Origin of the sequence: Streptomyces sp. NPDC029216 (assembly GCF_040648015.1) — a bacterium.
Classification (GTDB): domain Bacteria; phylum Actinomycetota; class Actinomycetes; order Streptomycetales; family Streptomycetaceae; genus Streptomyces.
In genome coordinates this window covers 1-22,994 of record NZ_JBEZWL010000120.1, presented here as the reverse complement: position 1 = coordinate 22,994, position 22,994 = coordinate 1, and the positions used below count along the sequence as shown (strand labels likewise).

19 protein-coding genes are annotated in these 22,994 nt (G+C 72.2%); 13 read left to right on the top strand and 6 right to left on the bottom strand.

Annotated elements, in window-relative coordinates:
• Positions 1 to 170: 170 nt before the first annotated feature.
• Entirely contained in the window at positions 171 to 887 is a 717-nt protein-coding gene (locus AB0F18_RS30400) for a hypothetical protein (protein WP_362066423.1), read from the bottom strand.
• Positions 884 to 2,158, bottom strand: a complete 1,275-nt coding sequence (gene eccE, locus AB0F18_RS30395) for a type VII secretion protein EccE (RefSeq protein ID WP_362066421.1) — start codon at positions 2,156 to 2,158, stop codon at positions 884 to 886. Before eccE ends, AB0F18_RS30400 begins: the two co-directional genes overlap by 4 nt.
• A 263-nt stretch (positions 2,159 to 2,421) precedes the next feature.
• Here eccE and eccB point away from each other — a divergent pair, with 263 nt between their 5' ends.
• The 4 genes from eccB to AB0F18_RS30375 all read left to right on the top strand — a co-directional run bounded on the left by eccB (position 2,422) and on the right by AB0F18_RS30375 (position 6,064).
• Positions 2,422 to 4,008, top strand: a complete 1,587-nt coding sequence (gene eccB / locus AB0F18_RS30390) for a type VII secretion protein EccB (RefSeq protein WP_362066419.1) — start codon at positions 2,422 to 2,424, stop codon at positions 4,006 to 4,008.
• A 15-nt stretch (positions 4,009 to 4,023) separates the two neighbouring features.
• Entirely contained in the window at positions 4,024 to 5,247 is a 1,224-nt protein-coding gene (gene mycP, locus AB0F18_RS30385) for a type VII secretion-associated serine protease mycosin (RefSeq protein ID WP_362066417.1), read from the top strand.
• Positions 5,248 to 5,398: 151 nt separating this feature from the next.
• The gene (locus tag AB0F18_RS30380) at positions 5,399 to 5,719 is read left to right on the top strand and encodes a WXG100 family type VII secretion target (protein WP_362066415.1); all 321 of its coding nucleotides are present in this window, start codon (positions 5,399 to 5,401) and stop codon (positions 5,717 to 5,719) included.
• Positions 5,720 to 5,752: 33 nt separating this feature from the next.
• On the top strand, positions 5,753 to 6,064 hold the full coding sequence (locus AB0F18_RS30375; RefSeq protein ID WP_362066413.1) for a WXG100 family type VII secretion target: 312 nt from the start codon (positions 5,753 to 5,755) through the stop codon (positions 6,062 to 6,064).
• A gap of 76 nt (positions 6,065 to 6,140) precedes the next feature.
• On the opposite strand, the gene AB0F18_RS30370 is transcribed toward AB0F18_RS30375, so the two are convergent.
• Both AB0F18_RS30370 and eccCa read right to left on the bottom strand, forming a co-directional pair.
• Positions 6,141 to 6,374, bottom strand: coding sequence for a DUF397 domain-containing protein (locus AB0F18_RS30370; protein ID WP_007266914.1), 234 nt, complete (start codon positions 6,372 to 6,374; stop codon positions 6,141 to 6,143).
• Positions 6,375 to 6,510: 136 nt separating this feature from the next.
• A complete protein-coding gene (gene eccCa / locus AB0F18_RS30365) occupies positions 6,511 to 10,467 on the bottom strand; it encodes a type VII secretion protein EccCa (RefSeq protein ID WP_362066412.1) in 3,957 nt (1,318 codons plus the stop codon).
• Between the two features lie 223 nt (positions 10,468 to 10,690).
• Here eccCa and eccD point away from each other — a divergent pair, with 223 nt between their 5' ends.
• The 6 genes from eccD to AB0F18_RS30335 all read left to right on the top strand — a co-directional run bounded on the left by eccD (position 10,691) and on the right by AB0F18_RS30335 (position 17,798).
• Positions 10,691 to 12,196 carry a type VII secretion integral membrane protein EccD gene (gene eccD, locus AB0F18_RS30360; RefSeq protein WP_362066410.1) on the top strand — a complete coding sequence of 502 codons (1,506 nt, stop codon included), beginning with the start codon at positions 10,691 to 10,693 and terminating at the stop codon, positions 12,194 to 12,196.
• A 172-nt stretch (positions 12,197 to 12,368) separates the two neighbouring features.
• Positions 12,369 to 12,656: a 30S ribosomal protein S15 gene (gene rpsO / locus AB0F18_RS30355; protein ID WP_007266917.1), complete on the top strand. Its 288-nt coding sequence runs from the start codon at positions 12,369 to 12,371 to the stop codon at positions 12,654 to 12,656.
• A gap of 284 nt (positions 12,657 to 12,940) precedes the next feature.
• Positions 12,941 to 15,160, top strand: a complete 2,220-nt coding sequence (locus tag AB0F18_RS30350; RefSeq protein WP_362066425.1) for a polyribonucleotide nucleotidyltransferase — start codon at positions 12,941 to 12,943, stop codon at positions 15,158 to 15,160.
• Complete coding sequence (locus AB0F18_RS30345; protein WP_362066408.1) at positions 15,157 to 16,536, top strand: pitrilysin family protein; 1,380 nt, start codon at positions 15,157 to 15,159, stop codon at positions 16,534 to 16,536. The genes AB0F18_RS30350 and AB0F18_RS30345 overlap by 4 nt, the downstream gene beginning before the upstream one ends.
• 26 nt (positions 16,537 to 16,562) lie before the next feature.
• Entirely contained in the window at positions 16,563 to 17,315 is a 753-nt protein-coding gene (gene dapB, locus AB0F18_RS30340; protein ID WP_362066406.1) for a 4-hydroxy-tetrahydrodipicolinate reductase, read from the top strand.
• 15 nt (positions 17,316 to 17,330) lie between these two features.
• The gene (locus tag AB0F18_RS30335) at positions 17,331 to 17,798 is read left to right on the top strand and encodes a hypothetical protein (protein ID WP_362066404.1); all 468 of its coding nucleotides are present in this window, start codon (positions 17,331 to 17,333) and stop codon (positions 17,796 to 17,798) included.
• A gap of 74 nt (positions 17,799 to 17,872) precedes the next feature.
• On the opposite strand, the gene AB0F18_RS30330 is transcribed toward AB0F18_RS30335, so the two are convergent.
• Both AB0F18_RS30330 and AB0F18_RS30325 read right to left on the bottom strand, forming a co-directional pair.
• Positions 17,873 to 18,427 carry a PH domain-containing protein gene (locus AB0F18_RS30330; RefSeq protein ID WP_362066402.1) on the bottom strand — a complete coding sequence of 185 codons (555 nt, stop codon included), beginning with the start codon at positions 18,425 to 18,427 and terminating at the stop codon, positions 17,873 to 17,875.
• Positions 18,428 to 18,474: 47 nt separating this feature from the next.
• Positions 18,475 to 18,714: a hypothetical protein gene (locus AB0F18_RS30325; protein WP_362066400.1), complete on the bottom strand. Its 240-nt coding sequence runs from the start codon at positions 18,712 to 18,714 to the stop codon at positions 18,475 to 18,477.
• A gap of 217 nt (positions 18,715 to 18,931) precedes the next feature.
• On the opposite strand from AB0F18_RS30325, the gene thyX reads away from it, so the two are divergent.
• From thyX to AB0F18_RS30310, 3 genes are all read left to right on the top strand, one after another.
• Positions 18,932 to 19,672, top strand: a complete 741-nt coding sequence (gene thyX / locus AB0F18_RS30320; RefSeq protein WP_358892622.1) for an FAD-dependent thymidylate synthase — start codon at positions 18,932 to 18,934, stop codon at positions 19,670 to 19,672.
• Between the two features lie 246 nt (positions 19,673 to 19,918).
• Positions 19,919 to 20,818 (top strand): 4-hydroxy-tetrahydrodipicolinate synthase, encoded by a 900-nt coding sequence (gene dapA / locus AB0F18_RS30315; RefSeq protein WP_362066398.1) that lies wholly within the window; start codon positions 19,919 to 19,921, stop codon positions 20,816 to 20,818.
• A 115-nt stretch (positions 20,819 to 20,933) separates the two neighbouring features.
• Positions 20,934 to 22,619: a ribonuclease J gene (locus AB0F18_RS30310; RefSeq protein ID WP_362066396.1), complete on the top strand. Its 1,686-nt coding sequence runs from the start codon at positions 20,934 to 20,936 to the stop codon at positions 22,617 to 22,619.
• Positions 22,620 to 22,994: the final 375 nt, after the last annotated feature.

The window sequence follows — 22,994 nt, the reverse complement described above, 5'->3', positions numbered from 1 at the left end:
GCACCGCCCGCCCCCGTAGGCCACTCCGCCCGCCCCGAGGGCCACCCAGGCGCCCCGAAGGCCGCCACCCAGGCGCCCCGAAGGCCGCCTCCCGGGCGCCCCCGAAAGGGCCCCCGGCGCCCCCGAAACGCCACCCCGCCGCCCCGAAAGCCCCCCGCCTCCCCCGAACGTCAGTCGATCCGGCGCGCCGCCCCCAGGAGGCCCGTTTCCGTTTCCGTGCCCTGTGTCATCACGAACTTGCGGTCCCGCCGCGTGCACCACAGCGTGACCCCGTCCCCCAGGGTCGGAAGCGAGTCCACCGCCGCCCTCGGCAGTCGCATCAGCGCGCCCACCTGCTCCGCCTCGTCCGGCGAGACCCGCTGCACCCCCACCAGCGCGGAGTTCCGCAGCAGCCGGGGCGCCGTCGGGCTCAGGTACGGCAGCAGGGTCAGGACCGACTGCCACGGTCCCGCCGCCACCCGCCCGCGCGGCGGCCGCATTCCGCAGTCGCGGACCACCAGGACCGGGCTGCCCGCCGACGCGCCCTGCGGCGGCACCCGGCCCACGTCGTGCAGGGTCACGCACTGCTGGCCGCCGCCGGCCGCCCGGGCCAGCCCCGACCACACCTGCGCGCGCCCCGTCTCCACCGCGACCCGGGCCCCGGTGGCGGCCGTGCGCAGGGCCAGTACCTGGGCCGTCCACAGCCCGCCGATCAGCGTGACCTCGTACGGGGTGGGCCGGTTCACGCCCAGCACCGCCGGCCGCCCCGCGGCGTCCACGCCGATGACGACCCCGTCGTCCCCGACGGGCAGCGCCAGCGCGTCCACGTCCGCCGCCGCGACCACGTGCCGCTCGCGGCGCGGCCCGATCAGCCCGAACCCGCCCCGCACCGAAGTCGAGCCCCTCATCGCGCCCCTCCCAGCGGCAGCGAGGCCAGCAGCCCCGGCACCTGCTCCCGGTCCAGCCGGACCAGCCCGGTCCGTACTCCCCGCGCCGTCCGCTCCAGCTCCCGCCGGGCCGTCACCAGCTCCTCGTCACTGCGCCCCGTCACCCGTACGTGTCCCGTCAGCGTCACGCCCTGCCGCCCGGCCGGGGCCATCGTCAGGCTGAAGTTCGTCGCCAGCGCGGGCAGCGAGGTCAGCAACGCCGCGAGCTGCGGCAGCGCCGCCCCGGCCCCGCCCAGCTGCGGCCAGCGGGCTATCCAGTAGGTGGTGTGCCGGCGGTCGTCGCAGCGCCAGGTCCGCGCCGTCTCCTCCGTGCGCCGGCCGGTGCTCGCCGACCGCCCGGCCTGGGTGATCGCCATCGGGTTCGCGCACGACGAGGTCGCCAGCGCGCCCGTCAGCTCCTGCTCCGTCAGCACCGTGGCCCGGAACCCGGCCCCCGTCAGCCGGCTCGCCAGCTGGTCCGCCGCCCGCACCACACACCGCTGCGCCCCCACGAGCCCGCCCCCGCGCGCGGCGACCGCCTCCGGGCACAGCTCCGGGTCGAGCTTGAGGGCGATCCACGTCAGCCGCACCGCCGGAGCACCCGACCGCGCCTGGAGCGGCGCGTAGTTGAGCGTCGCCATCGACTGCGCCGGCAGGTGAGGGGCCGGGGCCGGCTGGGTGTGCTGCACCAGCTGCGCCGACTCCAGCCGGATCCCGTCCACCTCCAGGACGTCGCGGACCGCGGACAGCGGCAGCGGCCGCGCCGTGCGCTCCGGCCGCAGCGCGGTGGCGTCCGTGTCCACCTGCACCACCGCCGTCAGGAAGGTCCCGTCGCCGACCAGCCCGACCGGCCGCCGGTCACGGTCCCCGAAGGCCGTCGTCCGCAGCGCCGGATCGGCCTCGACCAGCGGCGCCAGCCCCGGCTCGATGCCCGCGGGCAGCGTGGCGGACGCGGCCCTGCGCCGCCGGGCGCGCAGCGCGAGCGCGCCGCCGAGCCACTCGGGCAGGGAGCGCTGGTGGCGCCGTACCAGGGCCAGCAGCACCAGGGCGAGCGCAGCCGCCCCGGCGGGCACCAGCAGCAGCGGCTCCACCACCCAGGCAACGAGCAGCACGGCAGCGGCGAGCTGCAGCAGGACGAGCTGTTGCAATCGGAACGGCCCGAACCGGCCCGCGCTCGGCCTCGGATGCGGTGTGACCCCGCCGCGTACGGGCGCGGCCTCGGCCGCCTGCGGCGCCGTCGCGGTGGCCCCCACTCGCGCACCTCCCCAACTCGGGGGCGGACCAGGGCAGTCCGGGAACCGGGCGGCAGCAGCCACCCGGCACCGGAACCTCCCCATCCACCCCAACAGCCCTGAATTCCCCGGTCCGGAGGGATCCGGCGGGCGCCGGACGGCCGCCTCGGACCACCCGGCACCGGCCGACCCTCCGTCAAGAGGCATAGTAGGTCCCCGGTCCGACAACCCGGGCCCGGGGAGCGGCCCCACCCACCGGGCCGTGCGGGGAGGAGCAGGCGGGCATGGCATCACGACGCGACGAGCTCAACGCGTACACCTTTGCGAAGCGGCGCATGGTGGCCGCCTTCCTCCAGCCTTCCGCCACCGGCACCGAGGAGGGCGCACCCCGCCCGCTGCGCGCCGTCCTGCCCGGTGTGGTCGCCGGCGCGCTGCTGGTCGCCGGCTTCGGCGCCTGGGGCATGTTCCGGCCGCAGGCGCCCAAGGGCTGGGACGCGCCCGGAGCCATGGTCATCGTCGGCAAGGACTCGACGACCCGGTACGTGGTCCTCACCACCAAGGTCAACGGCAAGGACCAGACCCGGCTGCACCCGGTGCTGAACCTGGCTTCCGCGCGGCTCCTCCTCGACCCGCAGAAGTCCAAGGTCGTCCAGGTCGAGGACAAGGTCCTGGACGCGGGCAAACCCCCGCGCGGCCCCATCATCGGCATCCCGTACGCCCCCGACCGGCTGCCCGCCCGGGCGGAGGCCGCGAAGGCCAAGCGCTGGGCCGTCTGCCAGCAGCCCGGCGGCAACGGCCGGGGCGTGCAGACCGCCGCCTTCGTCCTCGCCGACCGCGAGGCGGGCCTGCTGGACGACGGCCACCGCACCACCGACACCCAGGTGCTGTACGTGCAGAGCACCGGCGGCGCCAAGGAGCGCTTCCTCGTCGACGCGGCGGGCACGAAGTACCGGTTCCCCGAAGGGCGCCCCGACTCCGGGACCCTCACCATGGCCCTGGTCGGCACCGGAGCCACCCCCCAGCCGGTCACCGAGGAGTGGCTGGCCACCCTCAACTCCGGCGACGACCTCGGCTTCCCGCAGCTGCCCGGCACCGCCGGTGCCGCCGCGGCCGTCCCGGGGCTGGGCAGCGCCGACAACCGGGTCGGCATGGTGCTGACCGCCCAGACCGGCTCGGGCACCCAGTACTACGTCGTCCTGCCCGACCGGGTCGCCCCGGTCTCCGAGTTCGTCGCCTGGCTGCTGATCTCCGCGCCCGCGACCGACGGCCTCGACATGCACGGCAGGGCCCGCGAGGTCGACCTCCAGGCCCTGAACCCGGACGCCACCGCCTTCAAGGACGAGGTCCGCTGGCCCCGCCGGCGCGGCGCCCAGGTCAACCGGGTCGCGGCGGCCCCCGGCTCCGCCCCTGCCGGTGAACGGCGCAACACCGTGTGCAGCGTCCTGCGCTCCGTCGACGGCCAGGGCAACCAGACGCTGAGCACCTGGGCCGGTACCGGCTTCCCCGTCGACATCACGGCCAGCGGCACCAGCGCGTACGTCACCCCCGGCACGGGACTGCTCTACACCCAGGTCCAGGGCCGCCAGACCACCGCGGGCGGCGCCCTGTTCCTGGTCACCGACACCGGCCTGCGGTACGCCGTACAGGCCAACGGCGACAGCGACGCCGAACAGTCGGGGATCGGCCGCCCCGGCCCGCAGGACCAGGGCGGCTCGGGCGCCGGCGACGGCCGGCCCGAGCTCAGCCAGGCGCAGGTCCGGCTCGGCTACGGCGGGGTCGTCCCGGCGCTGGTGCCCATCGCCTGGTCGGAGTTCCTGTCCAAGGGGCCCCGCCTGGACACCAACTCGGCCCGCCAGCCCCAGGGTTCCTGAGTGAGGAGACCTGCCGTGCCCCACCCCTCCCGCGCCGCCGCACTGCCGCTGGCCGCGCTCGCGCTCCTCGTGGCCGCCGGCGCCCCCGCGCACGCCCGGCCCGCCTACGCCCGGGGCCCGGCCGGGGCGGGCGAGTGCACCTTCCCCATGAAGCGGCAGATCGCCGACCGCCCCTGGGCCCTGCAACGGCTCACGTTCGACGCCCTGTGGGCGCAGACCCGGGGCAAGGGCGTCCGGGTCGCGGTCATCGACACCGGCGTCGACCGCGCCAACCCGCAGCTGGCCGGCGCCCTCGACACCGGCGCGGGCCGCGATTTCCTCGACCCCAAGGGCGGCGACGGCACCAACGACACCGTCGGCCACGGCACCAAGGTCGCCGGGCTGATCGCGGCCCGCCCCCAGCAGGGCACCGGCTTCGTCGGCCTGGCCCCCGAGGCGACCGTCATCCCGATCCGGCAGAACGACGGACAGGGCAACGGCAACGCCGCCACCCTCGCCCAGGCCATCGACCACGCCGTGGCCAAGGGCGCCCAGGTCATCAACATCTCCCAGGACACCGACGCCCCCCTGACCGCCGACTCCGAGCTCGCCAAGGCCGTCCAGCGGGCCCTGGACGCCAAAGCCGTGGTCATCGCCTCCGCCGGCAACGACGGCCTGAGCGGCGAGAAGCGCCGCACCTACCCGGCCGCCTTCCCGGGCGTCCTCGCCGTCGCCTCCTCCGACCGCAACAACGAACGGGCGGCCTTCTCCCAGCCCGGGGACTTCATCGGCATCGCCGCCCCCGGCGTCGACATGGTCTCCACCGTCCCCGGCTTCGGCCAGTGCCTCGACAACGGCACCAGCTTCTCCGCCCCCTACGTCGCCGGGGTCGCCGCCCTGCTGCGCGCCAAGCACCCGCAGTGGACCCCGCAGGAGGTGGTCTGGCAGATCCAGAACACCGCAGAGCGCTCCGTCAAGGGCCGGGACGACTACGTGGGCTGGGGCGTCGTGGACCCCGTACGGGCGCTCACCCAGGACCGCGAGACGCCCAGGGCCCCCGTCCCGGACCCCGGCCCGCCCCCGGCGGCCGCCCCGCAGGCGGTACCGCTCCAGCTCACCGAGACCCCCCAGGAGCGCGACGAGCGCATCGCCACGTACGCCCTGGGCGCCGCCGGACTCCTCGTCGCGGTCATCGCCGCGACCGCCACCGTCGTGCGCGAGGCCCGCCGCCGTGTTGGGCGTGTCGGTCGAACTGGCTAGAGTGGCCGCAGGCTTCACGACTGTGATCGGGGGAGGGGCGTGAGGCGGAGGGGGAATTCCGGTGCGCGCGGCTCGAATCCGCGCCCGGACCGTCCGCTCCGCACCGCGATCCCCCGGCCCGGCCGGGGAATTGAGAAGTGAGGAGCTTCGGATGACTGACAATTTCGGACTTGCCGACGATCCGGTCGTCAAGGCGGCCAACAGGATCTCCGAGACGGCCAATGCCGTGACCACCCAGGCCCGTGAGCTGGCCGACATCCTGGCCACCGCCAGCGCGGGCTGGACCGGCGTCGGAGCCGACGGGTTCACCACGGCCCAGTCGCAGCTGAACGAGGACCACGACGCGATCCGCCGCCTGCTCGGCGTGCTCCACAACGCGGTGTCGCAGACCAAGAACCTCACCAACGCGCAGGACGCGGAAGTGTTCGCGGCGTTCAAGCCGCTCGGAAACTCGGGCCTCGACAACCTCTGAGCCGCCCCCGCACGCCAGCCGAAGGAGAAGAGCATGTCCGGCAACAACGACGGCCACACCCGGGTACGGTACGAGAGCGTCCAGCAGATGGCGGACCGCATCCGCATCGTCTCCAGGAACATCCTCAAGGACCTGGAGGAGATGGAGGCGGCCGTGAAGGTCGTCACCGACACCTGGGACGGTGAGGCGCACCGCGAGTACGTCGCCCTCCAGAAGAAGTACCACGCGCGGGCCAACCACATGCAGACCAAGCTGGAGGAAGCCGCCCGGCTCATCGAGCACGGCAAGGGCGCCTACCGCGCGACCGACGTGAAGGCCTCCCGCCTGTTCACCGAGGCCTTCTGAGCCCCGCAAACGGCATACGAGGAGGGGGCGCGCCCGGCACCGGGCGCGCCCCCTCCTCGTACGGCTCCCGCGGGCCTCAGGTGAGGTCGAACTCCCCGTCCCGGGCCCCGAGGACGAACGCCTCCCACTCGGCCGCCGTGTAGCGCAGCACCGTGTCCCGGTCCAGCGAGGACCGCATCGCCACCGCGCCCTCGGGCAGCTTGGCGATCTCGACCCGCTCCTCGTCCGGGCTGGTCCCGGGCGGGCCCTGCCACTCGACGTCGCTGATGTCGAGCGCGTACAGCTCGTCCTTCTCCTGCTGGGTGCCCATGATGCGGCCCTTCCCGTCGGTCGTGCGGTGCTGCTTGGTCTTCGCAGCCGATTATCTGCGAGGGCCGGCCGCCCCGGGCCGTTTCCGCCGGAAACGAGAGCCCGGGCCCCGGCCGCAGGCCCGGACCGGCACCCTCCTACAGCCCCGGCATCCGTCCCAGCTGGACCAGCGAGGTGCCGCGCTTGCGGGAGACGTAGAAGCCGCGGCCCGGCGGCATCGGGCGGGGGCGGGCCGGGCCGAGGAGGTCGCCCTCCGACGGGTCGCCCGACAGCACCACGCCCTGCGCGCCCAGCTCCTTGATCCGCTGCAGGAACGGCTCGTACACGGCCCGCGAGGCCCCCGCCGAGCTGCGCGCGATGATGAAGCGGACGCCGGTGTCCCGGGCGAACGGCAGGAACTCCACCAGCGGTGCCAGCGGATTGCCCTGGCTCGTCGCCACCAGGTCGTAGTCGTCGATCACGATGAACACGTCCGGGCCCGTCCACCAGCTGCGGTCCCGCAGCTGCTGCGGGGTGACGTCGTTGGGGGGCTGGCGCCGCGAGAACACCCCGCCCAGCGCCTGCATGTGCGTCTGCAGGGAGTTCGCCATCGGCGCGTACTCCAGCAGGTGCTCCTCGGGCAGCGCCCCCAGCAGACCGCGCCGGTAGTCGCCGACCACCAGCTTCGCCTGGTCCGGGGTGTACCGCTCGGCGATCTGCCGGGCGATCAGCCGCAGCAGGTTCGTCTTGCCCGACTCGCTCTCGCCGAACACCAGGAAGAAGGGGTCCGACTCGAAGTCGACGAACACCGGCTCCAGCGCCGTCTCGTCGATGCCGATCGCGATCCCGCGCTCCGGGAACTCCCCGCCCTTGGGGAGCTGGTCGGCGTGCAGCAGCCGCGGCAGCAGCCGTACCCCCGGAGCCGACGGCCCCGTCCAGCCCGCCCGGACCGCCGCCACGAACTCCGCCGTGCCCTGCGAGAGGCTGTCCGCGTCGTGCGCGCCGTCCACGCGCGGCAGCGCGCCCAGGAAGTGCAGCTTCTCCGGCACCTGCCCGCGGCCCGGCATCCCCGTCGGGACGTTCGCCGCGACCTTGCGGTCGAACTCGGAGTCCATGACGTCACCGAGCCGCAGCTCCAGCCGCCCCAGCATCTGGTCCTTCAGCGCGGCCCGCACCTCCATGTAGCGGGCCGCCGTCACCACCACGTGGATGCCGTAGCCCAGACCGCGCGAGGCGATGTCCGTGACCACCGGCTCCAGGCCCTCGTACTCCCCGCGGAACCCGCCCCAGCCGTCCACGACCAGGAACACGTCGCCCCACGCCTCGCCCGGCAGCTCGCCCGCCGCCCGCCGGCGCCGGTAGGTGGCCATGGAGTCGATGCCCTGCGCGCGGAAGAACTCCTCGCGCCGGGTCAGGATCCCCGCCACCTCCGCGACCGTACGCCGCACCCGCTCCGGATCCAGCCGCGAGGCGATCCCGCCCACGTGCGGCAGCTCCGCCACCGCCGACATACCGCCGCCGCCGAAGTCCAGCCCGTAGAACTGCACCTCGCGCGGGGTGTGCGTGAGCGCGAACGCCGAGATCAGCGTCCGTACCAGCGTCGACTTGCCCGACTGCGGACCGCCCACCACCATCATGTGGCCCGCCGCCCCCGAGAAGTCCCGGTACAGCACCTCACGCCGCTGCTCGAAGGGCTTGTCGATCAGCCCGAGCGGCACCACCAGCCCGCCCGGCCGCGTATAGCCCTCCGCGTGCAGCCCGCGCTCCGCCGACGGCGCCAGCGCCGGCAGCAGCTGGTCCAGCGAGGGCGCCCGGTCCAGCGGCGGCAGCCACACCTGGTGCGCCGGCACCCCCTGCCCCTCCAGCCGGCCCACGATCACGTCCAGCACCGTGTCCGCGAGCGCGTCGTCCTCCCGCTCCGGCCGCGCGGCCGCGAGGTACGCCGGGTCCGGGGCCGCGTACACCACCGGCACCGGAGCCGCCGTGAACAGCACCGGCCGCCGCTCCACCGGGAACGCCCCCACCGACAGCTCCGGCCCGCCCGAACGGTGGACACCCGAGACGTACGCCGCCTTGAACCGGGTCATCTCGTCCGTACCGAACTTCAGATAGCCCGAACCGGGCACCGACGGCAGGTGGTACGCGTCCGGCACCCCGATCGCCGTCCGCGACTCCGCCGCCGAGAAGGTCCGCAGACCGATCCGGTACGACAGGTACGTGTCCAGGCCGCGCAGCTTGCCCTCCTCCAGCCGCTGCGAGGCCAGCAGCAGGTGCACGCCCAGCGAACGGCCGATGCGGCCGATCTGGATGAACATGTCGATGAAGTCGGGCTTCGCGGTCAGCAGCTCGCTGAACTCGTCGATCACCAGCACCAGCGAGGCCAGCGGCTCCAGCGGGGCGCCCGCCGCGCGCGCCTTCTCGTAGTCGTGGATGTTCGCGTAGTTGCCCGCCGCCCGCAGCAGCTCCTGCCGGCGCTGGAGCTCGCCGCGGATCGAGTCGCCCATCCGGTCGACCAGCGTCAGGTCGTCCGCCAGGTTCGTGATCACCGCCGCGACGTGCGGCATCCGCCCCATGCCCGTGAACGTGGCCCCGCCCTTGAAGTCCGCGAGGACGAAGTTCAGCGTCTCCGAGGTGTGCGTCACCGCCAGGCCCAGCACCAGCGTGCGCAGCAGCTCCGACTTGCCCGAACCCGTCGCGCCCACGCACAGCCCGTGCGGACCCATGCCCTCCTGCGCGGCCTCCTTCAGGTCCAGCATCACCGGTGCGCCGTCCTCGCCCACCCCGATCGGAACCCGCAGCCGCTCACCGGCCGACCTCGGCCGCCAGGTGCGCGACACGTCGATCGAGGCCGCGTCGCCCAGGTTCAGCAGGTCCGTGAAGTCCAGGTTCGCCAGCAGCGGCTCGTCGTCGTCCCCGCCGCCCGTGCGCAGCGGCGCCAGCTGCCGGGCCAGGGCCTCCGCCGCCGGCAGCGACAGGGAGTCCGGCACGCCCTCGTACGCGACCCCGGCGCCCGACTCCAGCCGCAGCCGCCCCGGCCGCACCACGACCGACAGCCCGCCCCGCGGCTCGTCCAGCTCGCCCGCGACCACCTCGACGACGGTCACGCCCTGCAGCCCCTCGGCCGCCGCGAACACCGAGTCCGGCGGCACCAGGCCACCGTCGAGGACCACCACCAGGTGCGGCTGGTCCAGCACCGGGGACACGTCCCGGCTGAACCGCGGCCGCCCCTCCAGCCGGGACCCGAGCAGGTGCTCCAGCTCACCCAGGTCGTCGCCGAACAGCCGCTTCGTACCGGCCCCGTCCACCTGCCCGGGCACCTGCGTGTGCGGCAGCCACTTCACCCAGTCCCACGCGGGCGCCGCCCCCGGCGCCGCCACCACGCCGACCACCAGGTCCTCGGGGGAGTGCAGCGTCGCCAGCTGCGCCACCATCGCCCGCGCCGCCCCGCGCGCCGACTCCGCCTCCCCGGACACCGTCACGTGGTAGAACGCCCGGATCGACACCGCCACCGGCAGCCCGTCCAGCGAGGAGTGCACCTTCAGGAAGCGCTGCATCGCCCCCGCCGTCAGCGGCTCCAGCTCGTCCACCGGCGCCGTGTCCGGAGCCACCAGCGCCGTCGCCAGCCGCTGCGGCCCCAGCCCCAGCCGGGCCTGCCCGAAGTCCGCGTCGCCGACCCGCCGCTCCCACAGCCGCGAGCCCTCCGCCACCACGGACCACAACTGCTCGGGCGCCGGGTGCAGATACAGCTGCGCGTCACGCTGCGCCCGCGCGGTCCTGCGCACCTGACGCCGCGTCTGCGCGAGGTACTTGAGGTAGTCCCGCCGGACGTCGGCCATTTGCCCCTGCGTACCTCGCCGGTACCGCACCAGCTGGGCCACGACCATGCCCACCGTGGACGCCAGCATCAGCACGCCCATGATGCGCATGAACGGCGCCGCGCCCGGCATGAAGAAGAAGACGACCGACGAGCCCATGCCCAGCATCGGCAGGAGCTGCATCAGCATGCCCTCCTGCTGCCCCCGCGGAAGCTCCGGCGGAGCCTCCAGCCTCAGCTCGTCCGAAGGCACTTCGGGCGGCAGCGACCGGGGCGGGCGCTTGACGACGATCTGGCTCACCGGAGCATCAATCCCTCGAAAGCGGACGGGACGCCGCGACCGCCGCCCCCAAGTCCCGGGCCTGGAAGGGGACTCCCGCACCCCACGCCCGGGCAAGACCGCGATCCTACTTGCCGGGGGCCGCACGGCCGCCGGGTAGGGTGGCGCGCGCACCATGCGCATCCACCCATGCGCATCCGCGAATCGGCCGCCCCGAAGGGCGCCAACCAGGGGGGTCACACAGGTGAGTACGGCCGAGTCGACGGGATTCTGCAGGGTCACCGTCGTGGCTCCGGACAGCCGCATCGACGTCGCCCTCCCCGAGGACATCGCCGTCGCCGACGTCTACCCGGAGCTGCTGCGCCTCACCGGCCAGACCCAGCCCGTCGGCGCCCCGACCGGCTTCCACCTCGTGCGCCGCTCCGGGACCGTCCTCGACGGCGCCCGCACCCTCGCCGCCCAGCAGGTCCTCGACGGCGAGGTGCTCAGCCTGCGCCCCTTCGCCGAATCCCTCCCGCCCGCCGTGTTCGACGACGTCTCCGACGCCGTCGCCTCCGCCGTCGTCCGCGACCGGCACCGCTGGAGCGACGACATGCTCCGCGGGGCGGGCCTGGCCGGCGCCGCCCTGCTGCTCGTCCTGCTCGGCTTCGTCCTCTGGTACGCCGACCCGGTCCGCCACGACATGCACGGCCTGCCCGGGATCATCGCCGGAGCCGTCGGCGTCCTGCTCACCGCCGCCGCGGGAGTGCGCGCCCGCGTCTACCGCGACCGGGGCTCCGCCGCCGCCCTCGGCCTCGGCGGCCTGCCGCACCTGCTGATCGCCGGCTCCGGCATCGTGGCCGTAGCCCCCGGCCACGGACCCGGCCGGCTGCAGTTCCTCCTCGGCTGCGTTTGCGTCCTCGTCGCCTCCGTCGCCCTGGTCGCCCTCACCCCGGACGGGGACGCCCCCTTCGTCGCGGCCACCTTCCTCGCCGCCACCGGCACCCTCGCCACCTTCGCGGCCATCGCCGCCGGCGCCTCCGCGACCGCCACCGCCGCCGTCTGCGCCCCCGTGGCCATCGGGCTCGTGGCCTTCCTGCCCGGTCTCTCCGCCCGCTTCGCCCGCCTGCCCATCGGCTACGCCGCCCCGCGCAGCGCCGCCCCGGACTACGAGACCCCGGACCGCCACGAGACGGACCCGTACGGTGACCGGCCCGGCGACGGCCGACCGGACCCGGCCACCCCGCTCGACGCCGAGGCCATCGCCGCCCAGGCCCGCCGGGGCCACGAGATGCTCCTCGGCCTGGTCGGGGGCTGCGCGGCCGTCACCGTGGGCGCCGCGGCCGTCCTCGGCTTCTCCGACGGCACCTGGGGGCGCCCGCTCGCCCTGGCCGCCGGCCTGGCCATGCTGCTGCGCGCCCGCCTCTTCCGCTACACCTCGCAGGTGCTCTGCGCCCTCACCGCCGGCCTCGCGGCCACCGGCCTGCTCATCCTGGGCCTGGCCCTGCACCCCCCGGCCGGCCTGCTGCGCGAGTTCGCCGAGTACCACGACCGCAGCGGCCTGGACCTCCGTACGATCTGGCTCTCCGCCGCCGTCGCCGCCGGCGCGGCCCTCCTCACCGGAATTGCGCTTGTCATCCCCCGCAAGGGCCTGTCACCCTTCTGGGGAAGGCTGCTCGACCTCACCGAGGCCGCAGTACTGCTCAGCCTCGTCCCGCTGACGCTGGCCGTGCTCGACGTATACGGCCGCGCCCGCTCTCTCACCAGCTGAGACGGCGCGGCCCGGCAGCCTGGTACGCTGTGTGACGGCCGTTTGTGTACGCGCCCCCGGAGACCTCTGGAGGCTGCGCTCAGCGAGCCCCGCCTCCCGAGTTACGGAAGATCCCCAGAGAATTCGACCTGGGGCACTCGGTGGCTACGAAGACCCGATACGAGGAGTACGCGTGCCGCTCGACGCCGCTACGAAGAAGCAGATCATCGCCGAATTCGGTGCCAAGGAGGGCGACACCGGCTCTCCCGAGGTCCAGGTCGCGATGCTGTCCCGCCGCATCTCGGACCTGACCGAGCACCTCAAGACCCACAAGCACGACCACCACTCCCGTCGTGGTCTGCTGATCCTGGTCGGCCAGCGCCGCCGCCTGCTGCAGTACCTGGCCAAGAAGGACATCCAGCGCTTCCGTACGCTGGTCGAGCGCCTCGGCATCCGCCGTGGTGCGGCCGGCGCCAAGTAAGCACACAGTGAAGGGAGCGGTTCCCACACCGATGGGGCCGCTCCCTTCGCCGTACGTGCGCGACGTACCGGACGCTTTGTAGTCTGGGACACAGCGCACAACTGAAGAGGAGGAGCGCCCTCCCTACGCCGCCGGTCCTCGGTAGTGGCATCCGGAACCCCACGCAGGGGCCGACAACCGGGTGCTTCGATCGAAGACCGGCCCGCACGCCAGGAGCGCTTCTCCGCAACCGTCCCCCACCACACGGGTGGCGGACGGAGACGACGAAAATGGAGAAAACGCTAGTGGAGAACGAGACCCACTACGCCGAGGCCGTGATCGACAACGGTTCCTTCGGCACCCGCACCATCCGCTTCGAGACGGGCCGCCTCGCCCGCCAGGCCGCCGGCTCCGCCGTTGCCTACCTGGACGACGACACGATGGTGCTCTCCGCGACCACCGCGTCGAAGAAGCCCAAGGACCAGCTCGACTTCTTCCCCCTGACGGTGGACGTCGAGGAGCGCCAGTACGCGGCCGGCAAGATCCCCGGCTCCTTCTTCCGCCGCGAGGGCCGCCCCTCCGAGGACGCGATCCTCACCTGCCGCCTGATCGACCGCCCGCTGCGCCCGTCCTTCAAGAAGGGCCTGCGCAACGAGATCCAGGTCGTCGCCACGATCATGGCGCTCAACCCCGACCACCTGTACGACGTCGTCGCGATCAACGCCGCGTCCGCGTCCACGCAGCTGGCCGGCCTGCCCTTCTCCGGCCCGATCGGCGGCGTCCGCGTCGCGCTGATCAAGGGCCAGTGGGTGGCCTTCCCGACGCACACCGAGCTCGAGGACGCCGTCTTCGACATGGTCGTCGCGGGCCGCGTCCTGGAGGACGGCGACGTCGCGATCATGATGGTCGAGGCCGAGGCCACCGAGAAGACCATCGCCCTCGTCAAGGGCGGCGCCGAGGCGCCGACCGAGGAGATCGTGGCCGCCGGCCTCGAAGCCGCGAAGCCCTTCATCAAGGTCCTGTGCAAGGCCCAGGCCGACCTCGCCGCCAAGGCCGCCAAGCCCGAGGGCGAGTTCCCGGTCTTCCTCGACTACGAGCAGGACGTCTACGCCGCCCTGGAGCAGGCCGTCCGCGGCGAGCTGGCCCAGGCGCTGACCATCGCGGGCAAGCAGGACCGCGAGGCCGAGCTGGACCGCGTCAAGGACATCGCCGCCGAGAAGCTCCTCCCGGCCTTCGAGGGCCGCGAGAAGGAGATCTCCGCCGCCTACCGCAGCCTGACCAAGGCCCTGGTGCGCGAGCGCGTCATCAAGGACAAGGTCCGCATCGACGGCCGTGGCCTGACGGACATCCGCACCCTGGCCGCCGAGGTCGAGGCCATCCCGCGCGTGCACGGCTCGGCGCTGTTCGAGCGTGGCGAGACCCAGATCCTGGGCGTCACCACCCTCAACATGCTCCGCATGGAGCAGCAGCTGGACACCCTCTCCCCGGTGACCCGCAAGCGCTACATGCACAACTACAACTTCCCGCCGTACTCCGTCGGCGAGACCGGCCGCGTCGGCTCCCCGAAGCGCCGCGAGATCGGCCACGGCGCGCTCGCCGAGCGCGCGATCGTGCCGGTCCTGCCGACGCGCGAGGAGTTCCCCTACGCGATCCGCCAGGTGTCCGAGGCCCTCGGCTCCAACGGTTCGACGTCCATGGGCTCGGTCTGCGCCTCCACCATGTCGCTGCTGAACGCCGGTGTGCCGCTCAAGGCCCCCGTCGCCGGTATCGCCATGGGCCTGATCTCCCAGGAGATCGACGGCAAGACGCACTACGTCGCCCTCACCGACATCCTCGGTGCGGAGGACGCCTTCGGCGACATGGACTTCAAGGTCGCCGGTACCAAGGAGTTCGTCACCGCCCTCCAGCTCGACACCAAGCTGGACGGCATCCCGGCCTCCGTCCTGGCCGCGGCCCTCACCCAGGCCCGCGACGCCCGCCTCCACATCCTCGACGTGATGATGGAAGCGATCGACACGCCGGACGAGATGTCCCCCAACGCCCCGCGGATCATCACGGTCAAGATCCCCGTGGACAAGATCGGTGAGGTCATCGGCCCCAAGGGCAAGATGATCAACCAGATCCAGGAGGACACCGGCGCCGAGATCACGATCGAGGACGACGGCACCATCTACATCGGTGCCGCCGACGGCCCGGCCGCCGAGGCCGCCCGCTCCACGATCAACGCGATCGCCAACCCGACCATGCCGGAGGTCGGCGAGCGGTACCTGGGCACGGTCGTCAAGACCACCACCTTCGGTGCCTTCGTCTCCCTCATGCCCGGCAAGGACGGCCTGCTGCACATCTCGCAGATCCGCAAGCTCGCCGGTGGCAAGCGCGTGGAGAACGTCGAGGACGTGCTCGCGGTCGGCACCAAGGTGCAGGTCGAGATCGCCGAGATCGACCAGCGCGGCAAGCTCTCCCTGGTCCCCGTGATCGAGGGCGAGGACGCCGCCGAGGCTGACAAGGACGACTCCGACAAGTGACGTCGCGTAGTTCCCGTGTGACGGCCCGCCCCTCTTCGGAGGGGCGGGCCGTCGCCCGTACCCAAACCCTCCTCAAGGGCGAGAACGGCATCGGCACCGTCCGCCGCACCGTCCTCCCCGGCGGACTGCGCGTCGTCACCGAGACGCTCCCGTCCGTGCGCTCCGCCACCTTCGGCATCTGGGCCAACGTCGGCTCCCGCGACGAGACGCCCGCCCTGAACGGCGCCACCCACTACCTGGAGCACCTCCTCTTCAAGGGCACCGCCAAGCGCACCGCCCTCGACATCTCCTCCGCGATCGACGCGGTCGGCGGAGAGATGAACGCCTTCACGGCGAAGGAGTACACCTGCTACTACGCGCGGGTGCTCGACACCGACCTGCCGCTGGCCATCGACGTGGTCTGCGACATGCTCACCGGCTCGCTGATCCGCGAGGAGGACGTCGACGCCGAGCGCGGGGTCATCCTCGAAGAGATCGCGATGACCGAGGACGACCCGGGCGACATGGTCCACGACCTGTTCGCGCACACCATGTACGGCGACTCGCCGCTGGGCCGCCCCGTCCTCGGCTCCGTCGAGACCATCAACGCCCTCGACGCCGACCGGATCCGCCGCTTCTGGAAGAAGCACTACGACCCCACCCGCCTGGTCGTCGCCGCAGCCGGCAACGTCGACCACACCAAGGTCGTACGCCAGGTCCGCGCGGCCTTCGAGAAGGCCGGCGCCCTGAAGCACACCGACGCGGTGCCCCTCGGCCCGCGCACCGGCACCAAGCGCATCCGCACCGCCGGCCGCGTCGACCTGGTCAACCGCAAGACCGAGCAGGCCCACGTGGTCCTCGGCATGCCCGGCCTGGCCCGCACCGACGACCGCCGCTGGGCCCTCGGCGTGCTGAACACCGCCCTCGGCGGCGGCATGTCCTCCCGGCTCTTCCAGGAGGTCCGCGAGAAGCGCGGCCTGGCCTACAGCGTGTACTCGTACACCTCCGGCTTCGCCGACACCGGCCTCTTCGGGGTCTACGCCGGCTGCCGGCCCAGCCAGGTCCACGACGTCCTGCGGATCTGCCGCGACGAGCTCGACAAGGTCGCCTCCGAGGGACTCACCGACGAGGAGATCCGCCGCGCCGTCGGCCAGCTCTCCGGCTCCACCGTCCTCGGCCTGGAGGACACCGGCGCGATCATGAACCGCATCGGCAAGAGCGAGCTGTGCTGGGGCGACCAGATGTCGGTCGACGACATGCTGGCCCACATCTCCCAGGTGACCCCGGACGACGTCCGCGCGGTCGCCCAGGATGTACTGGCACAGCGGCCCTCGCTCGCGGTGGTCGGCCCGCTCAAGGAGAAGCAGGCGGCCCGCCTGGACGAAGCGGTCGCCTAGTCCCTTACGGAGTGAAGGAAACAAGCATGAGCAAGCTGCGCGTGGCCGTCCTCGGCGCCCAGGGCCGCATCGGCTCCGAGGCCGTCAAGGCCGTCGAGGCCGCCGGGGACATGGAGCTGGTGGCCGCCCTCGGCCGGGGCGACAAGCTGGAGACGCTGGCCGAGGCCGGCGCCCAGGTCGCCGTCGAGCTGACCACCCCCGACTCGGTGATGGACAACCTCGACTTCCTCGTCCGCCACGGCATCCACGCCGTGGTCGGCACCACCGGCTGGAACGAGGAACGCCTCGGCCGGCTGAACACCTGGCTGGCCGGCTCCCCGGAGACCGGGGTGCTCATCGCCCCGAACTTCTCCATCGGCGCCGTCCTCACGATGAAGTTCGCCGCCCAGGCCGCCCGCTACTTCGAGTCCGTCGAGGTCGTCGAGCTGCACCACCCCAACAAGGTCGACGCCCCCTCCGGCACCGCGACCCGTACGGCCCAGCTCATCGCGGCCGCCCGCGCCGAGGCCGGCCTCGGCGCGCAGCCCGACGCCACCGCCACGGCCCTCGACGGCGCCCGCGGCGCGGACGTCGGCGGCGTCCCGGTGCACGCCATCCGCCTGCGCGGCCTGCTGGCCCACCAGGAGGTGCTGCTCGGCGGCGAGGGCGAGACCCTGACCATCCGTCACGACTCCCTGCACCACAGCAGCTTCATGCCGGGCATCCTGCTCGGCGTGCGCCGCGTGACGCAGACCCCGGGCCTCACCTTCGGCCTGGAACACTTCCTCGACCTCGGCTGATGAGGCAGTAGCACCATGCGCGCGAAGATCACGTACTTCCTCACGGCCGCCGTCCTGGTCGTCTACTTCGTCCTGGTCGGCAGCCGGGGCCTGATGCTGATCCAGCAGGGCACCTGGCTCACCGTCACCTTCGGCGCGGCCGTGCTGATCCTGCCGGTCATCGGCGTCTGGTTCCTCTGGCAGAACACCCGGTTCGTCACGCGCGCCAACCAGCTCGCCGCCGAACTGGAGGCCGAGGGGGGCCTGCCCGTCGACGAACTGGAGCGGGACCAGTACGGCCGGATCCTGCGGGACTCGGCCGACGAGGTCTTCGCGCGCCGCAAGGCCGAGACCGAGGACGCGCCGGGCGACTGGCGCACCTGGTTCCGCCTCGCCGTCGCCTACCACGACGCCCGTGACACCCCGCGGGCCCGCAAGGCCATGCAGCGGGCCATCGCCCTGCACCAGGCACGCGTCGGCGACCAGGCACGCGCCGGCGCCTAGCCGCGCGGAAGCGGCAACGGAAGGGCCCGTACAGGACGATCCCCGTACGGGCCCTCGTTGCGCTCCCCGAACCGTCAGGCGGGCACGGCCCGGTACTCCTCGGCCCACGCCTCCACCAGGACGGCCGCCCGGTCGAAGGCCTCACCGCGCGCCAGGAAGTCGGCGCTGTGGTCGGTCAGCAGCACGGGAAGCTCCGCACCGCCGCGCCCGGCCACCGTCAGCGCCTGCCCCTGCACGGTCCTCGGCAGCCCCAGCCAGCGCACCGGCTGCTGCACCTTCCTGACCCCCTCCACCTCGCTCCAGGCGAGGGAACGGGTCGCGAAGAACCCCACCCGCCGCAGCCCGCTGGGACTCACCCAGACACCCGTGCGCAGGATCCGCAGCGCCGACCCGATCACGGCCAGCGAGGCGGCCCCCGCGGCGGCGGCGCCGGCCCAGGTGCCCGCGAAGGCGATGATCACGGTGGCCAGCAGCATGAAGGCGGACAGCAGCAGGAGCAGCGCCGCACCGGCAACCCGCCAGGGGCCGGGCCGGTAGGGGCGCCGCCAGCGCGCGGGATCCACATGAGGGAGGGCTTCGTCCTCGTGTGCGTCGAAGACGCCGTCGGCCGTCAGGAAGGGCAGGGGCACGGCTGGACCTCACTCACATGCACGTTCGTTGATCTGTGCCCGTGAGGCTACCGCCCCTCGGAGGCCTGCGACTGCTGCGCCTTGCCGGTGGCCTTGTAGGGCTGCAGGGCGGGCATGCCGAAGAGCAGGGAGCCGACGAGCCCCGCCACCACGGTCAGCCCGACCAGACTACGGGCGGTGATCTGGGTCATGCTCAGACTCTCGCGCGGCGGCGGAGTGACGTTGCTTCGGAAACGGTCGGCCTCGGCGACGAAGGCGAACGGGACGGGTTCGCGCCGGCGGAACATGGGGGCGACTCTCCTTGGGGTCGGGGGCTTGTGGGTCTGTCCCGTAAGACGAACGGACGGACCGATCGGTGCCGGATTTCCGGACATTCGCCAAAATCCGTGGCGCTCCGTCAGCTGTCCGGGTGAGACGGCCGCACCCGTCCGCCTGTCAGGTGGGCGGTGCCGATCGCCGTAGAGTGAACGCGCCCCTCGAAAGACCCGTTCGGAAGGACCCCGCGTGAGCGAGACCGTCGCCCCCGACCTGAAACCCAGCTTCCGCAGTGATGTGACGGTGGAGCTGGTCAAGCACTCCGCCGCCGACAGCGACGTGCTGTGGGCCGCCCGTGTGTCGACGGCCGGCGAGCAGTCCCTGGAGGAGCTCCAGAAGGACCCGGAACGCTCCAAGGGCCTCATCAACTACCTGATGCGCGACCGCCACGGCAGCCCCTTCGAGCACAACTCGATGACCTTCTTCATCAGCGCCCCGATCTTCGTGTTCCGTGAGTTCATGCGGCACCGCGTGGGCTGGTCCTACAACGAGGAGTCCGGCCGCTACAGGGAGCTCCAGCCGGTCTTCTACGTCCCCGACGCCGAGCGCAAGCTCGTCCAGGAGGGCCGTCCGGGCAAGTACGTCTTCGTCGAGGGCACCGAGGCGCAGCAGGAGCTGACGGGCCGGGTCATGGAGGACAGCTACCGCCAGGCCTACGAGGCGTACCAGGAGATGCTCGCCGCCGGCGTGGCGCGCGAGGTAGCCCGGGCGGTCCTGCCGGTCGGCCTGTTCTCGTCGATGTACGCCACTTGCAACGCGCGCTCGCTCATGCACTTCCTCGGCCTGCGCACCCAGCACGAGCTGGCGAAGGTGCCGTCCTTCCCGCAGCGGGAGATCGAGATGGTCGGCGAGAAGATGGAGCAGCACTGGGCGAAGCTCATGCCGCTGACCTACGCGGCCTTCAACGGCAACGGCCGCGTTGCCCCGTAAGGACCGATGCACGCACGGCGTACTGATGTGCTGGGACAAGTCCCAAGTGTCCGTATTGCGGCGTTTCGTAAAGTTCATCTAGGCTGATCAAACGGACCCGGCACTGCTTGAACCCCCGAGCAGGCAGTGCCGGGATCCAACAGCCCAGCCACCCCCGGCCCCCGCCGGGGGAGACCCCACGACGGATACCCGGTTGACGTCCCCCGAGGGGACACCGCGAGCATGGCAGCGAGTAGCGTGTTACCCATGGCTCCGATCTCGACTCCGCAGACCCCCTTCGGGCGGGTCCTCACCGCCATGATCACGCCGTTTACGGCGGATGGCGCACTTGACCTCGACGGCGCGCAGCGTCTCGCCGTCCACCTGGTGGACGCAGGCAACGACGGCCTGATCGTCAACGGCACCACCGGTGAGTCCCCCACGACCACCGACGCGGAGAAAAACGACCTCGTACGAGCCGTACTCGAAGCGGTCGGCGACCGCGCCCACGTCGTGGCCGGGATCGGCACCAACGACACCCGCCACACCCTGGAGCTGGCCCGCCAGGCCGAGCGCACCGGCGCCCACGGCCTGCTCGCGGTCACGCCCTACTACAGCAAGCCGCCGCAGGAAGGCCTCTTCCAGCACTTCACGGCCATCGCGGACGCCACCGGGCTGCCGGTCATGCTCTACGACATCCCCGGCCGCAGCGGTGTCCCGATCAACACCGAGACCCTGGTCAGACTGGCCGAGCACCCCCGCATCGTCGCCAACAAGGACGCCAAGGGCGACCTCGGCCGCGCCAGCTGGGCCATCGCCCAGAGCGGCCTGGCCTGGTACTCCGGTGACGACATGCTGAACCTGCCGCTCCTGTCGGTCGGAGCCGTCGGCTTCGTCTCCGTCGTCGGCCACGTGGTCGCCCCCGAGCTGCGCGCGATGCTCGAAGCCCACGTGGGCGGCGACGTCCAGAAGGCGACGGAGATCCACCAGAAGCTGCTCCCGGTGTTCACCGGTATGTTCCGCACCCAGGGCGTCATGACCACCAAGGCAGCCCTGAACCTGCAGGGCCTGCCCGCCGGCCCGCTGCGGCTGCCGCTCGTCGGACTGTCCGACGAAGAGACCGCCCAGCTCAAGCTCGATCTCGCCGCCGGCGGGGTACAGCTCTGACAACAGACTTCACAACTGAATAAGCAGGACCGAAACAGACAAGAGCAAGTGCACGAATGACATGCGCGCCACGTGCCTCAACGGGTACGTGGCGTGCGTGGTGAAGGAGAAACTTTTGAGCCATCCGCACCCTGAACTCGGCCCGCCTCCGAAGCTCCCCAAGGGCGGCCTGCGGGTCACCCCGCTGGGCGGTCTCGGCGAGATCGGCCGCAACATGACCGTCTTCGAGTTCGACGGCCGCCTGCTCATCGTCGACTGCGGCGTGCTCTTCCCCGAGGAGGAGCAGCCGGGCATCGACCTGATCCTTCCGGACTTCACGTCCATCCGGGACCGGCTCGACGACATCGAGGGCATCGTCCTCACCCACGGCCACGAAGACCACATCGGCGCCGTCCCGTACCTCCTCCGGGAGAAGCCGGACATCCCGCTGATCGGCTCCAAGCTGACGCTGGCCCTCATCGAGGCCAAGCTCCAGGAGCACCGCATCCGCCCCTACACCCTTGAGGTGAAGGAGGGCGAGCGCGAGAACCTCGGCCCCTTCGACTGCGAGTTCATCGCCGTCAACCACTCCATCCCGGACGCCCTCGCGGTCGCCATCCGCACCGGCGCCGGCCTGGTCGTCGCCACCGGCGACTTCAAGATGGACCAGCTGCCGCTGGACAACCGCCTCACGGACCTGCACGCCTTCGCGCGCCTGAGCGAAGAGGGCATCGACCTCCTCCTCTCGGACTCGACGAACGCCGAGGTCCCGGGCTTCGTCCCGCCGGAGCGCGACATCTCCAACGCCATCCGCGGCGTTTTCGCGGGGGCCCAGAAGCGGATCATCGTGGCGTCCTTCGCCAGCCACGTGCACCGCATCCAGCAGATCCTGGACGCCGCCCACGAGTACGGCCGCCGGGTCGCCTTCGTCGGCCGCTCCATGGTCCGCAACATGGGCATCGCCCGTGACCTGGGCTACCTGCGGGTCCCGGCGGGCCTCGTCGTCGACGTCAAGACCCTCGACGACCTGCCGGACGACGAGGTCGTGCTGGTCTGCACGGGTTCCCAGGGCGAGCCGATGGCGGCCCTGTCCCGCATGGCCAACCGCGACCACCAGATCCGGATCGTCCCCGGCGACACCGTGATCCTGGCGTCGTCCCTGATCCCAGGCAACGAGAACGCGGTCTACCGCGTGATCAACGGCTTGACCCGCTGGGGCGCGAACGTCGTCCACAAGGGCAACGCCAAGGTCCACGTCTCGGGTCACGCCTCGGCCGGCGAGCTGCTGTACTTCTACAACATCTGCAAGCCGAGGAACCTGATGCCGGTCCACGGCGAGTGGCGCCACCTGCGCGCCAACGCCGAGCTCGGTGCCATGACGGGCGTCCCGAAGGACCGCATCGTCATCGCCGAGGACGGCGTGGTCGTCGACCTGATCGACGGCAAGGCCCGGATCTCGGGCAAGGTCCAGGCCGGCTACGTGTACGTGGACGGTCTGTCGGTCGGCGATGTCACGGAAGTCCACCTCAAGGACCGCAAGATCCTCGGCGACGAGGGCATCGTCTCGGTCTTCGTCGTGGTGGACAGCACCACCGGCAAGGTCGTCAGCGGCCCGAACATCCAGGCCCGCGGCTCCGGCATCGAGGACTCCGCCTTCACGGCGATCATCCCGAAGATCGAGGAGGCCATCGCCCGCGCCGCCGCCGATGGCGTGGCCGAGCCGCACCAGATCCAGCAGCTCATCCGCCGGACGATGGGCAAGTGGGTCTCCGACGGCTACCGTCGCCGCCCGATGATCCTCCCCGTCGTCGTCGAGGTCTGATCCAGCCCTCGCGGTAGCGACATCACCGGAGCGGGGCAACCGGATTTGCATCCGGGGGCCCCGCTCCAGTACGTTGACGACTCCACCCCGCACGGAACGGCGCACACACGTGTGCCCGGACCCGTCCGCGGGGGAGGGTGGGAATCCAGACCGGGGAAACCTGATAAAGTCTGTCCCGCCCGAAAGGGAAAGGCCCTCCGAAGGCCATCGGAATTCCAATCCACACCGGAGACGGTACGGAAAAGAATCTGATAGAGTCGGAACCGCCGGAAAGGGAAAACGCGAAAGCGAAGGACCTGGAAAGCAAGCGAGAAAGACTCTGATAGAGTCTGAATCGCAAGAACGAAAGCCCGGAGGAAAGCCCGAGAGGGTGAG